Source organism: Chitinophaga sp. GbtcB8, assembly GCF_019091455.1.
Taxonomy (GTDB): Bacteria; Bacteroidota; Bacteroidia; order Chitinophagales; family Chitinophagaceae; genus Chitinophaga.
In genome coordinates this window covers 19,856-33,886 of sequence record NZ_JAGXJN010000035.1, presented here as the reverse complement: position 1 = coordinate 33,886, position 14,031 = coordinate 19,856, and the positions used below count along the sequence as shown (strand labels likewise).

Below are 14,031 nucleotides of genomic sequence, written 5' to 3'. Positions count from 1 at the left end.
AAAGTGGGTAAAGCTAAAAAATAAAAGGATTCCCGTAAAAAAGGAATCCTTTCACAAACTACGTGAAATATTTTGGAACTAATTTTTCAGTATTGCCAGCTTGGGAGTGGTAATGGTATCGCTGCTATGTCCTGCATCATCCACTATAAACACCTGCATGCGCATGCTATCCGGTTTGGTATTGGGATCATAGAACTTAAAATCGGATGCCAGCAGGGTATAAATTACTTCTGCATCTACTTTACTGCCTTTGTGGGCGCCTATTTCCGGCATTTGCCGGGGTTCAAAAACAGAGTCTTCCAGGGTGGAGGGATCACTGTCTAAAATTATGCGGAAATTGAATTTGTTCTGAATGTCCCCGTCGCCGTCTGTAACCTGGAAAGTAGCGTCAAACTGATCTACCAGGCTGTCAACAATAAAAGGGATAGAATAAGACTTGAAGGTTATCGTTGGTTTGGTACCTGATCCGCCATCCTTTGAACAGGCCATGAAAATCAGGCAAACTACCGTGGATAATAAAAGTATTTTCTTCATATAACAAACGTACGTTAATTTATTTATATTAATAACGCGTTTTGCCTGCCTTTTGTTACCTGAGCCGCCGTAACTTTGTGCGGTTTTTAAAAGTGATACATGAACGGTAACACACCGGTACCCGATTTTAATATGCAGGCGGCAGACCTTACCCCCGCCGCGCTGGAGCTATTCCGTTACCAATACCGGCACAATGCCCTGTACCAGGCGTATACAGATGCGCTGCATATACAGCCGCAGCATGTACAAACCCTTACGGATATTCCTTTTTTACCCATACAGTTCTTTAAAACGCATGCCGTGGTATGTGGGCAGTTTGAACCGGAATTAGTGTTTGAAAGCAGCGGTACTACGCAAACCATTAACAGCCGTCACCTGGTAAAAGATGCGGGCTTGTATGAACGCAGTTTTATAACGGCCTTTGAGCAGTTTTACGGCCCGGTAACGGATTATGTGGTTGTGGGTTTGCTGCCCTCTTACCTGGAACGTAAACACTCCTCGCTGGTAGTAATGGTGCAGGAAATGATACGCCGCAGCGGCCATGCCGGCAGCGGTTTTTACCTGTATGAGCATGAAAAGCTGTATGCCCAGCTGCAGGAGCTGGAAGCCCGCGGGCAAAAGGTGCTGCTGATAGGCGTAACCTTTGGCCTGCTGGACTTTGCAGAAAAATACCGGCTTTCCCTGCAGCATACCATTGTAATGGAAACCGGCGGTATGAAAGGCCGGCGGGAGGAGTGGACCCGCGAACAGGTGCATGCCTTTTTACAGGAAAGGCTGGGCGTAAGCGCGGTGCATGCGGAATATGGTATGACGGAGCTGCTGTCGCAAGCCTACTCATACGGCAAGGGCATTTTTAATACCCCGCCCTGGATGAAGATATTGCTGCGCGATGAAAATGACCCCTTCCAGCTATTTACCACGCAGGCTGCCGGTGTAATAAATGTAATAGACCTGGCCAACGTGTATTCGTGCGCGTTTATTGCCACAGAAGATATTGGCAGGCTGCATGCAGATGGCAGCTTTGAGGTGCTGGGCCGCCTGGATAATTCCGCGCTGCGCGGCTGCAGCCTGATGGTGAGCTGACCGGCAGGCCGGCCACTGGCTGGTTACCCCTGCGGGCTGGTAATGGCGCCATGGGCATTGGAGGTGATTTTATCAGCGTTACATTTTATATTTTTATAATTTGTATCTTGCCTCCTGAAATATTCCTATGAAAAAGCCGCTACTCTTGTTGATATGGTTAACCATATGCTGCGTTCCCGTGCAGGCCCAGTGGTTAAAGAAAATGACAGATAAAATAAAAGGCACCAAAAGTACTACCGAAGTACCTGCCGGTAATGAAACCGCCCATGCAAAAGCTGAAGGAGAAGAAGAAGCGGAGGGCGATCCGCTGAAAGCAGCAGCTGCGCATAAACATGATCCATCCCTGATCATTGGCGGCGATGATGCAGTGACCATTGACTCTACCTACGAATTTGATGTAGCTGTGTACCAGGAAAGCACTGCCCTGCAGGGCAACCAGGTAATAGCAGACGGCGGGCAGGATATTGTGATCTACTACAGCAGCAAGGCCCCGCAGTTCAGCATACAAATGCTTAGCAAAAGCACCTCTGCACGTTATCACTTTTATGCAGATTTTCAGCGGGAATCACAGCTGAGCATTACCGCTATTAACAAAGTAGCCAGCGGTGATAAAGAAAAGCTGGATCTGGAAAATATGGAACCTGTATTTCCCGGTGAAACCGGCTACCTGAGCCAGCTTATAAAAACCGGTGCCAAAAAGGTAGTAGCCGGTGTGGCCTGTGAGGAATATGTGGCGCAGAACACAAAAGATGATCCCCGCGTAAATGCAAAAGGCACCAATCATTCCCTTATTACCGCACATGTATGGATCCCTATGGAACCGCATACCCTGTTCCATGCCTATGGTTTAATACCGGATAAGTACAAGATCCAGATTGAGAAAATGCGCATTGAAGGATCTTACGCGCCCGTGGTATTACCGCTGGAAATGTACCTGGATTATGGTAATGGCGACCGGGTGTATACTACCACCACAGAGATCATAACCGGCGAGCCACGTAAAGTAAATATTGCAGATATCAATAAATAATTCCCAACTTACCTTTGCAAGAGCCCGCCAGCAGGGCTTTTTAAGAAAACCTTAACAGACAACCCCCCGTTTTTACTGGAAGTAGTAAATACTCCCCTATCCGTTTATTTGTACTTTTACCGGATTCATTATTCCCGCTTAATGGGAGCACAACATTAGAGAAGAGCGGTTTAGCCGCATCATAACCATATTACCTGAGCTATTTGCTGTTGTACAGTGAATGATTACCGCGCCCTGTTGTAAGGGCGCATACCAGTCTTTATGAAAGATCGTAACCTATGCATCATCACACTGCTGTTCCTGTTGCTTATTGGCATTACGCTGCCACTGTGCGCACAAAACATACCGCTGCAAAATCCATCTATGGAAGGCACGCCTTCCGGGAAAGATGTGGTACCGCATGGCTGGTATAAAATAAGCGGCACACCGGATGTGCAGCCCGGCATGTTTTCGGTTACCCTGGCCCCGGTTGACGGGCAGCATTTTGTAGGCATGCATAGCGGCCCTGATAAGGTGGAGGGTATGGCGCAAGTGCTGAAAAGCCCATTGAAAGCAGGTTTACGTTATACTTTATCATTGAACCTTGCCTTTGTAACCGTTTATTCTTTTTATACCTGTTATGGCAACCTGGCTATTTTTGGGGGCAGCAGCTCAAAGGATACGGCAGAAATGTTATGGTCGTCCGGGCCATTTACCCACCAGAACTGGAAAGCCTATACCGCGGTTTTTACCCCGCATAAAGATTATAAATACATTTCCCTGTGGGCATACCCTACGCTGCCCTGTAACAAAAGCAAGGTGGGCGTGGCTTTGCTGATCGATGGCCTGTCAAAGGAAATTCAGCAGACCGTAGTTACGGAAACGCGCAGCACACCCTCCTGTAGTAACAGTAATACCGGTACTGCTTCTATTAAGATCACCGGCGGGCAGGCGCCTTATGATTATACCTGGAGCCCCGGTAATTACAAAACAGCCGCTGTTACCAAGCTGGCGCCCGGCAGCTACCAGGTAACCGCCAAAGCCGCTAACGGACTGGTAGTGCAAAAGCAGGTAACGGTACCTGGCTCCGGCTTTACTGCAGATGCGAAAGTAGCAACGTCCTCCTGTTACGGTGATAACCAAAGCCAGATCAATATTACTGCTGCCGGGGGCGTGCCGCCTTATGTTTATTACCTGAATGGCGATTCTTCCCATACACCGGCATTCCGGCAGGTAGCGCCCGGCCAGTACCAGCTGGTGGTGCAGGATAAGCAGCTGTGTGCAGATACTTTTGCATTAAACGTACAGCCCCCGCCGCCTATTTCCACCCAGGTGGCCGTAACACCGGCCATTTGTAAGAATGATAGCAGCGGGCAGCTGGTGCCGCATGTGCAGGGAGGTACGCCACCCTTTAGCTACCGGCTTGGTAATGGCAGCTGGCAGGCAGACAGTGTGTTCACTAACCTGGCTGCCAACACCTATCATTATGAAGTGCTGGATAACAATCAATGCAGCTTTAGCGGAACCGCTGCTGTACCGGTGGATGCGGACCGGCTGCCCGTGGTGAAGGTGACCATGGTGCCGGCCAGCTGCAGCGGCGCTAATAATGGGCAGCTGATACCGCAGGTACAGCAGGGCGGCATACCGCCATTCTCCTACCGGTTAAATGGCGGCCCCTGGCAAACAGACAGCGTGTTTGCTAACCTGCCGCCAGGTAATTATGCATATGAAGTAAAAGACCAGAGCGTATGCACCGTAAGCGGTACGGTGGCCGTAACCTCGCCCTATAATAACTGCACGTTAATAATGCCCACGGCCTTTAGCCCTAATGGCGACGGAAGTAATGATGTGTTCCGGCCCAGGGTGTACGACAACATCAGCCAGTACCACATCCGCATTTTTAACCGCTGGGGTATGGTGATCTATGAGGGTAATAACTGGCAAACCGGCTGGGATGGCACCTATAAAGGCGCTGCGCAGGACCAGCAGACCTATGTTTATATATGTACCTATACGGACGGCAGAAATACCCCGCAGGAGCTTAAAGGTACGGTTACGCTTATACGTTGATTTTTTTCTACATTTCGGGACAGACACAGCAATATTCTCCCCACCCGCTACTGTTGAGTTAACTGAAGTAGTTCCTGCAGGTAATTATTCCATACGGCAGGCATTGAGTTGGTACCATGCCCTGAAGTACGGGCGGTAAGCGGTAATAAGATATACCGCCCTTTTGGTACCTTTTTTATTTCCCGCTCCATGATGCCCAGTTCCGGCGGGTTAATTTCGTCATCTGCAGAATTAACTGCAAATACCGTGGCTTTTATTTTTGACAGGTAAGGCGCAGGGTTATAGTTGCGGGAAGCTTCCAGCGCATAGATCACATCATTTGCATCCAGGCTGCGCAGGTTACCCTCCCTTATTTTAGCGGCCATCACATCTGCCTGCTCCCGGGTAGGGGCGCTTTCCTGCAGGTGCAGGGGGCTGCTGTTCATAAAAAAGAAGGAGGAGGTAGCGCCGGCAAGGCCCATTACCGGCTGGGAAGTATAGTTGCCATGGTTCCAGGCAGGATCCATTTCAATAAGGTCTATAGCCATTTTCCGCATCATGCGGTTACGGCCGGCAATTTCAGCCGGTGCGCTGGCCAGGGGCATCAGGGCATCTGTAAAACCGGGCCAGGTATAACCCCATACCCAGGCGTGCATGGCGCCCATGGAGGTGCCTAGTATTAACCGTAAATGGTTTACGTCCAGGTGTTGGGTAAGCAGCAGGTGCTGGGCTTTCACCATATCGTTATAGGTATACTTCGGGAACTGCATGCGCAGGCCGTCGCTGGGCCGGCTGGACTTGCCATGGCCAATACCATCTGCCAGTATAATAAAGTACTTGGCAGCATCCAGCAGCTGGCCGGGGCCAAACAGCTGGCCTGCAAACTGTGGGCTCAGAAAGTTGCGCGCTGCGGAGCTGGTGCCGTGCAGGATGAGCACTGCATTTTTTACAACCCCGTTCTTATCCTTTTGCGGGGCGCCCAGGGTATAATAATGCAGGCGCAGGCTATCCAGCTTTTCGCCGCTTTCAAATATAAAGTTACGGGTAAGGTAAGTGCCTTCTGCAGGTGCAGGATAGTTTTGCTGTGCGCTTGCGCTGAAGGTAAAGTACAGGAGCAGGGCTGCCAGCAGGGATGTGTATTGCATAAGAACCTGGGTAAGCCCCTAAAATAATACATATTCCGCTCAGATGCCAGCGGGGGAGTTATTGAATGAATTTTTTGATAATAGCGTGCAGGTTCTTAAAAACAAAGGGTTTGGTCACATAACCGTCTGCGCCTTTTTGCAGGGCCATGTCTATTTCTTCTATTTCAGTTTTGGCGGTAAGCATAATTACGGGAATGTTACACAGGGTTACATCCTGTTTAAACTGCTCCAGCATATCGTACCCGTTCAAAACGGGCATATATATGTCGCTGATCACCAGGTCGGGGTGGTTCAGGCGGGCCTGCTGCACACCTTCTGCGCCGTTAGCTGCCACTATTACAGTGTACTGGTATAGTTCAAGCAGGCTTTTAAGCGTATCCGACAGGGTGGGCTTATCTTCTATGAGCAGAATGGTCCTATTCATGCCTGGGCCGTAATTTCCGGCGGGTATTTAAATACAATGGTAAATGAGGTTCCTTTATTCTCTTCACTTTCAACAAGGATGGTGCCGTTGTTCCTTTCAACAAAATCCTTTACTATAGAGAGGCCCAGGCCGGTGCCTTCAATACCATCTACATTGCTGCCGCGGTAAAAGGAGTTGAACAGGTAGGGAATATCCTGCGGGGGAATACCTACGCCCTTATCCATTACCTTGATCACCAGCTTGTTCTTCAGGAACTGCAGTTTCAGCACCGGGTTATCAGTGGAATATTTAAAGGCATTACCAACCAGGTTGGTAAAGATCTTTGACAGCTGGTTCTTATCAGCATATATTTTACGGCGGGCGCCGGATACCTGTACGTTCAGCACCCGGTCGTCCTTGCGTTCGGAAAAGTATTGGTATTTAATATCGGCAATTACCTGCTCCACATCCACCGCCTGTTTTTTGATCTCTATATTATTAGATACAATGGTGCTAAGGGTGAGGATCTCATCCAGCATGGTATTGAGCTTAAATATTTCGGATGAGATCTTGGAAATGTTGTGCTGGTAGAACGGGTTCAGCAGGTTATCCATCTGCAGCTTGGTTTCCAGCAGGTCTATGGTAGAGGAGATGGCTGTTAACGGTGTTTTAAATTCGTGGGAGGCCATGGAAATGAAATTGGATTTCATTTCATGGAGGGATTTTTCTTTTTCAAGGGACTGGATCATGGATAATTCTTTGGATTTTCGAGCACTAATGTCAATAATAGTAAATACGTTGTATTGATCCTTGCCTTGCATTACTGTTGTAGTGGTTACCTCCAGCCATAGATGCGTATTTTTACCGGGGATAGGTTGCCTGGTTTCAAAAGTGGAACCGTTTCCTTCAGTCTGGCAAATGTCATGTAAAATTATCTTAATATCTGATAACAATACTTCCCTTTTCGTGTTAATTAATTGTTTACAAAGCGCCTTAGCTGCTTCATTGGCGTACACCACCTGGCTTTGCGGGTGCTGCTGCACCACAACAGGGTAGGGAAGCGTACTTATGAGCAGGTCGTGTGGCATGATAATTGACTGTTGAGGTTTCATTTTTCAGACATGGCTAATTACATGCCCGAAAATAAAGTAAACATTTGAAACCATACTGTTAGAAGAAAAGCATGGTTTTAGGTTATCACTTAAATAAGTAAAGAATTTGTTTTTTTATTTTTTGGATAAGAGACGATGTAATGGAATTGATACAGACGCTATTATTATTCAAGTAAATCAAGCATGCACATAAAATGTTAATGTGTATGTGGCATTTAAGGTCATAACCAATAAAACAGGCACACAGATTGCATCAAACAGGAAAAAGAACAAGCTACTTATGCCAGTAATATCGAAAAAGAGCAGAGCAATATCATTTCGTAATAAGGTGAACAGTTTTTAACTACAGTAAGTCAAATGTAATTTTTTATAATGAGTGAACAATCTTGCAATCGTATAAAACTTAACGTATAATTAATACAGTTTCAAGGTTGTGTGAACTTGATCTTTTTTCTTTGGGAATTTGATTTTATCTTTGACTTATATTATTGAAAAACCATATCGATTAAGTCCATATCAATTGTTACCCTTATTACGATGATCAATATTGGAATCATAGAGGACAACCATTTTCAGCTGAACAATTACAAGGAGTTCCTGGAGGATTTTCAGGAATGCAAGGTAGTGTTTGCCTGCAAATCAATGGAAGAATTTAAGGCTTTGCCTTTTAAGAATCCGGATGTAAAGGTGATACTACTGGACATTTCCCTGCCTGGCGAATCCGGCATACAAGGTATGCAGGAGCTAAAGCAAACCTACCCGGAAGCCAAGATCATTGTGCTTTCCGGCCATGATGGTAAACAGTACGTGATTGAATCTATTAAGAAAGGGGCCAGCGGTTATATAATAAAGACCAGCCGCCTGATGGAGATCTATCACTCAATACTGGATACTGTGAACCAGGGTGGCACTTTATCGCCCAAGGCAGCGCACCTGCTGATCAGCTACATTAATAAAGATCCGCTGGAGAATATAAAGCATAAGCTTACCAAGCGGGAATATGAGCTGCTGGCGCTTTTGAAGGAAGGGTTCTCTTACAAGGAAATGGCCGATAAACTTTTTGTAACGGTATTCACCGTAAACCAGCACCTGAAAAAGATCTACCAGAAATTAAATGTGGCCTCAAAGTCAGAATTAATTTCAAAGATCTGGTCCAACAATCTTTTTAGCTGGTTTGTGGCAATGATATCGAGCGCTTCAATGATAAATTTAATATTTATTTAATGCAAGCGGGGCGCGGTTTTAGCGCACTACTTTAATAAGTAATGAGGTATCACCTGAAGGTTGTATTTATACTTCAGTAAGTAGTTGTAACCGGGGGCATGTTGGAGTAATATTGTAGCGTGAAATAATGATCGTGATGTGATGTTAACAACAGTGATAAACAATGATGCCTCTGTCCCCCATGCAATCTTAAACGTGTAAAGCTTTAAACAACATAAACATTAAAATGCACCTGAGAACGGAATCCAGTTTAAAATTGCTTGTTGTAGGGTTAATGATCGTTAGTTTTTTATTTGCATCGTGCAGTACGCCGCAGCATACACTTTATTTACAAGACATACGGGATACTACAATAACAGTAAACGGGAATTTTGAACCGCTGATACAAAAGAATGATGTGCTGCAGATCACTGTAAGCAGTCTGAATCCGGAGGATGCTGTTATTTATAATGCATCAAATACGGTAGTACCATCCGGTGGTGGTGGCGGTGCTTCATCAGGAAATATGGCCGCTTTGGGCGGTTTCCTGGTAGACCAGCAGGGATTGATACAATACCCGGTGCTGGGGGCCGTTAAAGCAGAAGGATTAACCAAGAAAGGGCTTACCAATTATATACATGATCAATTAGTGCAGCGTAAGCTGCTCGTAGATCCGGTGGTAAGCGTACGCTTTCTGAACTATAGGGTAACGTTGCTGGGAGAAGTAACAAGGCCCACCGTAGTGAATGTAACGAACGAGAAAATTTCTATACTGGAGGCTATTGGAATGGCAGGTGATATTACCGTATATGGTAAGAAAGAGAATGTGCTGCTGATCAGGGACCAGGAAGGTCAACGGGTCATCAAAAGGTTGAACCTGAATGACAAAAACATCCTGAACTCCCCTTATTATTACCTGCAATCAAATGATGTAGTGTATGTTGAGCCTAACAAGGCAAAACAGTACAGCGGTGAAAAAAGCCGTCTAGTATTACCCATTGTTTTCAGCAGTCTGTCACTGGTCGTGATCATACTTGACAGGCTTGTGCTGAGATAAAAGCAGCCATTTATTGGCAGCAACCCGGAAAACCAGACCATATTCATGCGAAACCATATCGAGATTGTTTTTTAAATATTGAATAAACCAATTTGATGAGGCCTGGAACAAACATGCAACACTCAAACCGACGTGCGCAACAGGAGGAACAGGTTGATCTGATGGCATTGATCAGACAACGATACCTGCCCTACTGGCCGCTGTTTTTACTGTCGGTGATCATAGCGCTTACTATAGCGTTTGTTTACCTCCGTTATACAACGCCTGTATATTATGTATCTGCTACCTTACTGGTAAAAGATGAAAAAACAGGAATTGACGAAGCAGACATTCTGCAATCCCTGAACATCGGAGGCTCCAAAAAAGTAATTGACAATGAAATCGAGATCATAAAATCCCGCACACTGGCCAGGTCTGTGATCCGTAACCTGAACCTGTTTGCAGAAGTATCTGTAAAAGGTAAAGTAAGGGACATCGTGGCTTATGATGCCAGCCCCGTGAGATTTAAATTCCTGGAGCCGGATTCTGTAAAGCCCATGGCATATACCATATTACCTATGGTTTATGATGCCCCCCACCAGCGCGTAATATTGGGTAAAAAGGCCTATCCTTTATATGATACCGTTTCTACCCAGTGGGGAAAAATGGTGATCACACCCAAGCCCGGCACACCGGTGGATATTACCGGTAAAACCTACACTGTACGGATAGCCGGTGAAAAGATACTGGCCGGTTTACTACAAAGCAGCCTGAAAGTAGATCCCACCACCAAGGCAGGTACCATCATCTCCCTGGGCTACAGCGATGTGGTGCCGGAGCGGGGTGAAGATATTCTGAATGAGCTGGTAAGGGTATATAATAATGCCTCTATAGAAGATAAGAACCGCACCTCTTCCAATACCATGGCTTTTGTAGATGACCGCCTGCGTATTGTGAACCAGGAGCTGAGCCAGGTAGAATCGCAGGTAGCCACTTTTAAAAAGCAACAGGGGATAGTAGATATTTCTGCGCAAAGCAAATTGTTCCTGGAAAGCGTTTCTGAAAATGACCGCAAGCTGGCTGAAAGCAATATGCAGCTTTCCGTGCTGGATTCTATAGAACATTATGTGGCAGGCCGCAAAGATGGTGAAAGCACGGTACCGGCTACACTGGGTTTATCGGACCCTGTGATGCTGGAGCTGGTAAGCAAACTTTCTGAAACAGAACTGCAGCTGGAAAGACTGCGCAAAACCACCGGTGAGAACAGTCCTTTACTGGAAAGCCTGCGCCGCCAGGAAGCACAGCTGAAACCCGCCATACTGCAGAACATCCGTAACCTGCGCTCTAATACACTGGCGGGTCAGGCAAGGCTGCAAATGGAGAACAGCCGCTATAACGGCATTTTGAGAGGCGTACCGGAAAAGGAAAAGGCCTTTGTTGAGGTAAGCCGTCAGCAGGAAATAAAGAATAACATTTATACTTTCCTGTTACAGAAGCGGGAGGAAACAGCCGTAGCATCTGCTGCTGCCGTATCCGACAGCCGTATAGTAGACGCAGCAGAAGCGCTGGCCATTCCGGTAAGCCCCAAGAAACCTTTGGTACTTGCTATAGCGGTATTTGCAGGCCTGGCTTTTATTGCCGCTCTTATTACCCTGCGGGATATGATGAAGCGGGAGGTGACCTCACGCGCAGAAATAGAAAAAGCTACACAAGCGCCAATTCTGGCAGAGATATTGCAGGATGTGAACAAGCAACCGATAGTGATAGCTGAAGGTAAACGCAGCTATGTGGCAGAACAGTTCCGCACCTTACGTACGGCACTCTCTTACATAGGGCTGAATAACCTGAACGGTTCCTTAAATGGCAACGGCACTAACGGGAGTTCCCACCGTAAAACATTATTGGTAACGTCATCCATTTCTGGCGAAGGTAAAAGCTTCGTATCCGTTAACCTGGCTACCAGCTTATCACTGGTAAAGAAAAAGGTAGCCCTGCTGGAGTTTGACCTGCGCAAACCGCAGATCAGCAAAATGCTGGGCGTGTCCAGAGAACCGGGTATTAGTAATTACCTGGTAGGACAGGCGGAAATAGCAAGCATACTGCAACCTGTGCCCGGTAACGAGTATCTCTTTGTACTGCCGGCAGGTGCAATACCACCTAATCCCACAGAGCTTATATTAAATGGTCAGCTGGAAAAGCTGATCACTAACCTGAAAGCACGTTTTGACTATGTGATCATTGATACAGCCCCCGTGGGCCTGGTTACAGACGCGCGGCTGCTGGCTGCCTATGCCGATGCTACGCTGTATGTGATCCGCCACCAGATAACGCCCAAGCTGTACCTGAAAATGGTGAACGAGCTGTATCAGAGTAAGGAGCTGGGTAACCTGAACTTAGTGTTCAACGGTATTCAGCCGCGGGGTGTAACGGGTTACGGACCTAACGGGTATGGCTATGGTTATGGCTATATTGAGGATGCAAAAGGTACCCGCCGTAAACAATTTTTGAAAGGGATTTTTAACATATAACAACAACGGGTGTAAAAGCGGGATCCAGGATCTATATCCTGTTCCCACATCCGGAACATAAGAGCGGCAGGATTTACCTGCTGCAAAAGTTAAAATCATCCGGAACAGCACTGCCAACGGCTCCTCATGTGAGTGAGAGAGCGAAGCTATTCCGGAAAGAAGATATAACGAGTCTTTATTGAAAAAAACCGAATAGTATGAGAATGCATTCAATGGCATTACCATTGTCTTTAGAAATCCCTCGTTATAGAAACTGCGCAATGTTAACCAGAGTATTAAACTTTTAAATGAGATGCCCATGCAACAGGAAATGTCAACTTGGTATGCAGTATATACCAAAGCAAGATGGGAAAAGAAAGTGGCTGATCTGCTCACCCGCAAGCGCGTGGAAAATTATTGCCCCATGAGCCCCGTAGAGCGCCAATGGAGTGACCGCCGCAAAGTGATCAGTGAACCCTTATTTAAATCCTATGTATTCGTGAGAGTACCTGAAAGCAGGAAATGGGTGGTACGCGAAACGGAGGGCATTGTGAACTTCGTGTACTGGCTGGGTAAACCGGCTATGATACCTGATCATGAAATTGAGCTGATCAAACGCTTTCTGCGCGAGTACAAGGATGTAACGGTAGAGCAGTTCCCGCTGCATGAAAATGACCTGATCCAGGTAAAATCAGGTCCGTTAATGCACCAGCGCGGCAGGATCATTGAGGTTGGAAGGAACACGGTTAAGGCACAGTTATCCAGCCTGGGTTACACGCTGGTGGCTACTTTGCCAACTACAGAAGTGATCCTGATCGGCAGTGATGCAGTGCCCAGCGAAGCAGAAACGCCTTACGCGGGACTTTACCATCAATAACCAGGCAACAGCCATTATTACTACTATAAGAACTATGATGCAGCATATCATATTATGTGGCGGGTCGGGAACCCGCCTGTGGCCCTTATCAAATAAACAAACGCCCAAACAGCTGTTACCGCTGTTTGATGGCAGCAGCTTACTGCAGCTGGCTTACCTGCGCAACCAGGTAGCCTGTGACAGTGTGCTGGCTATTGTGAATGAACAACATTCCGCTACGGTGGAAGAACAGCTGTTACATGCCGGCGCTACCAACCTGCGTATGCTGGCCGAACCCGTAGGCCGCAACACGGCTGCCGCTATAGCCCTGGCAGCCTTTGTATCTGCCCCGGAAACTATTTTGCTGATCACGCCTGCAGACCACCTGATAGGCACTCCGGATATTTACGCACAAACCATTGAAACCGCCCAGCTGCTGGCTGCCGGCAATAGCCTGGTAACCATTGGCCTGCAGCCCACTTACCCGGAAACCGGTTTTGGTTATATACAATACAGCGGGCATGATGTGATCCGTTTTGTTGAAAAACCTGATCTGGAAAATGCAACCATCATGCTGCAGAGCGGCGACTTCCTGTGGAACAGCGGTATCTTTTGCTGTAAAGCAGGCATCCTGTTACAGGAGCTGCAAAAGTATGCGCCTGAAATTTATGAAACAGCTGCCATTGCTGCCAATGAATGGCTGCGTACCGGCCAGCTAAGTCTGGCTGCTATGGAAGAAATACCTTCTACCAGCATTGACTACGCAGTAATGGAAAAAAGCAATAAGGTAAAAGTGGTGCCCAGCACAATGGAGTGGAGCGATGTAGGCAGCTATGAATCCCTGGCACAGGCGCTGGTACAGCATTATCAATACCATAACCACCAGGCCGTATCTATTGAAAGCGGTAATAACATGGTGATCGGTAAAGAAAAGCTGGTTGCGCTGGTAGGGGTAGAGAACCTGGTAGTGGTGAACACGCCGGAAGCGCTGCTGATCATGAAAAAAGGAAAAGGGCAGGAGATCAAACAACTGCACCAATGGGTGAAGGAGAACAGACCGGAATTATTGTAGTACAAGAAACCGATGTACACCG

At 47.0% G+C, this 14,031-nt stretch carries 12 protein-coding genes; 8 read left to right on the top strand and 4 right to left on the bottom strand.

Annotation, left to right across the window (positions count from 1 at the left end; all coding sequences use genetic code 11):
- Positions 1 to 78 precede the first annotated feature (78 nt).
- On the bottom strand, positions 79 to 534 hold the full coding sequence (locus KVT36_RS24565; protein WP_217606100.1) for a hypothetical protein: 456 nt from the start codon (positions 532 to 534) through the stop codon (positions 79 to 81).
- A 99-nt stretch (positions 535 to 633) separates the two neighbouring features.
- Between KVT36_RS24565 and KVT36_RS24560 the strand changes: the two genes are divergently transcribed.
- The 3 genes from KVT36_RS24560 (at position 634) to KVT36_RS24550 (ending at position 4,696) form a co-directional block, all read left to right on the top strand.
- A complete protein-coding gene (locus KVT36_RS24560; RefSeq protein ID WP_254640182.1) occupies positions 634 to 1,617 on the top strand; it encodes an acyl transferase in 984 nt (327 codons plus the stop codon).
- A gap of 127 nt (positions 1,618 to 1,744) precedes the next feature.
- Positions 1,745 to 2,647, top strand: a complete 903-nt coding sequence (locus tag KVT36_RS24555) for a hypothetical protein (protein ID WP_217606099.1) — start codon at positions 1,745 to 1,747, stop codon at positions 2,645 to 2,647.
- A gap of 261 nt (positions 2,648 to 2,908) precedes the next feature.
- Positions 2,909 to 4,696 (top strand): gliding motility-associated C-terminal domain-containing protein, encoded by a 1,788-nt coding sequence (locus KVT36_RS24550; protein WP_217606098.1) that lies wholly within the window; start codon positions 2,909 to 2,911, stop codon positions 4,694 to 4,696.
- A gap of 47 nt (positions 4,697 to 4,743) precedes the next feature.
- Here KVT36_RS24550 and KVT36_RS24545 read toward each other — a convergent pair whose 3' ends face one another.
- The 3 genes from KVT36_RS24545 to KVT36_RS24535 are packed head-to-tail and all read right to left on the bottom strand — an operon-like array spanning position 4,744 to position 7,311.
- Positions 4,744 to 5,820, bottom strand: coding sequence for an alpha/beta fold hydrolase (locus KVT36_RS24545; RefSeq protein WP_217606097.1), 1,077 nt, complete (start codon positions 5,818 to 5,820; stop codon positions 4,744 to 4,746).
- A gap of 58 nt (positions 5,821 to 5,878) precedes the next feature.
- Positions 5,879 to 6,244 carry a response regulator gene (locus KVT36_RS24540; RefSeq protein ID WP_217606096.1) on the bottom strand — a complete coding sequence of 122 codons (366 nt, stop codon included), beginning with the start codon at positions 6,242 to 6,244 and terminating at the stop codon, positions 5,879 to 5,881.
- A complete protein-coding gene (locus KVT36_RS24535; RefSeq protein WP_217606095.1) occupies positions 6,241 to 7,311 on the bottom strand; it encodes a HAMP domain-containing sensor histidine kinase in 1,071 nt (356 codons plus the stop codon). Before KVT36_RS24535 ends, KVT36_RS24540 begins: the two co-directional genes overlap by 4 nt.
- Before the next feature lie 561 nt (positions 7,312 to 7,872).
- Here KVT36_RS24535 and KVT36_RS24530 point away from each other — a divergent pair.
- From KVT36_RS24530 to KVT36_RS24510, 5 genes are all read left to right on the top strand, one after another.
- A complete protein-coding gene (locus KVT36_RS24530) occupies positions 7,873 to 8,559 on the top strand; it encodes a response regulator transcription factor (RefSeq protein WP_217606094.1) in 687 nt (228 codons plus the stop codon).
- Between the two features lie 226 nt (positions 8,560 to 8,785).
- Complete coding sequence (locus KVT36_RS24525) at positions 8,786 to 9,595, top strand: polysaccharide biosynthesis/export family protein (RefSeq protein WP_217606093.1); 810 nt, start codon at positions 8,786 to 8,788, stop codon at positions 9,593 to 9,595.
- Between the two features lie 113 nt (positions 9,596 to 9,708).
- A complete protein-coding gene (locus KVT36_RS24520) occupies positions 9,709 to 12,102 on the top strand; it encodes a tyrosine-protein kinase (RefSeq protein ID WP_217606092.1) in 2,394 nt (797 codons plus the stop codon).
- Positions 12,103 to 12,400: 298 nt separating this feature from the next.
- Positions 12,401 to 12,958, top strand: a complete 558-nt coding sequence (locus KVT36_RS24515) for a UpxY family transcription antiterminator (protein ID WP_089914176.1) — start codon at positions 12,401 to 12,403, stop codon at positions 12,956 to 12,958.
- A 34-nt stretch (positions 12,959 to 12,992) separates the two neighbouring features.
- Positions 12,993 to 14,009, top strand: coding sequence for a mannose-1-phosphate guanylyltransferase (locus KVT36_RS24510; protein ID WP_217606091.1), 1,017 nt, complete (start codon positions 12,993 to 12,995; stop codon positions 14,007 to 14,009).
- Positions 14,010 to 14,031 lie beyond the last annotated feature (22 nt).

What these genes read in the sequence shown, in the direction of transcription:
- KVT36_RS24530 (WP_217606094.1), top strand. Translation starts at nt 7,873, where the DNA reads ATGATCAATATTGGAATCATAGAGGACAACCATTTTCAGCTGAACAAT.
- KVT36_RS24560 (WP_254640182.1), top strand. Translation starts at nt 634, where the DNA reads ATGAACGGTAACACACCGGTACCCGATTTTAATATGCAGGCGGCAGAC.
- KVT36_RS24545 (WP_217606097.1), bottom strand. Translation starts at nt 5,820, where the DNA reads ATGCAATACACATCCCTGCTGGCAGCCCTGCTCCTGTACTTTACCTTC.
- KVT36_RS24565 (WP_217606100.1), bottom strand. Translation starts at nt 534, where the DNA reads ATGAAGAAAATACTTTTATTATCCACGGTAGTTTGCCTGATTTTCATG.
- KVT36_RS24540 (WP_217606096.1), bottom strand. Translation starts at nt 6,244, where the DNA reads ATGAATAGGACCATTCTGCTCATAGAAGATAAGCCCACCCTGTCGGAT.
- KVT36_RS24520 (WP_217606092.1), top strand. Translation starts at nt 9,709, where the DNA reads ATGCAACACTCAAACCGACGTGCGCAACAGGAGGAACAGGTTGATCTG.
- KVT36_RS24555 (WP_217606099.1), top strand. Translation starts at nt 1,745, where the DNA reads ATGAAAAAGCCGCTACTCTTGTTGATATGGTTAACCATATGCTGCGTT.
- KVT36_RS24515 (WP_089914176.1), top strand. Translation starts at nt 12,401, where the DNA reads ATGCAACAGGAAATGTCAACTTGGTATGCAGTATATACCAAAGCAAGA.
- KVT36_RS24510 (WP_217606091.1), top strand. Translation starts at nt 12,993, where the DNA reads ATGATGCAGCATATCATATTATGTGGCGGGTCGGGAACCCGCCTGTGG.
- KVT36_RS24535 (WP_217606095.1), bottom strand. Translation starts at nt 7,311, where the DNA reads ATGCCACACGACCTGCTCATAAGTACGCTTCCCTACCCTGTTGTGGTG.
- KVT36_RS24550 (WP_217606098.1), top strand. Translation starts at nt 2,909, where the DNA reads ATGAAAGATCGTAACCTATGCATCATCACACTGCTGTTCCTGTTGCTT.
- KVT36_RS24525 (WP_217606093.1), top strand. Translation starts at nt 8,786, where the DNA reads ATGCACCTGAGAACGGAATCCAGTTTAAAATTGCTTGTTGTAGGGTTA.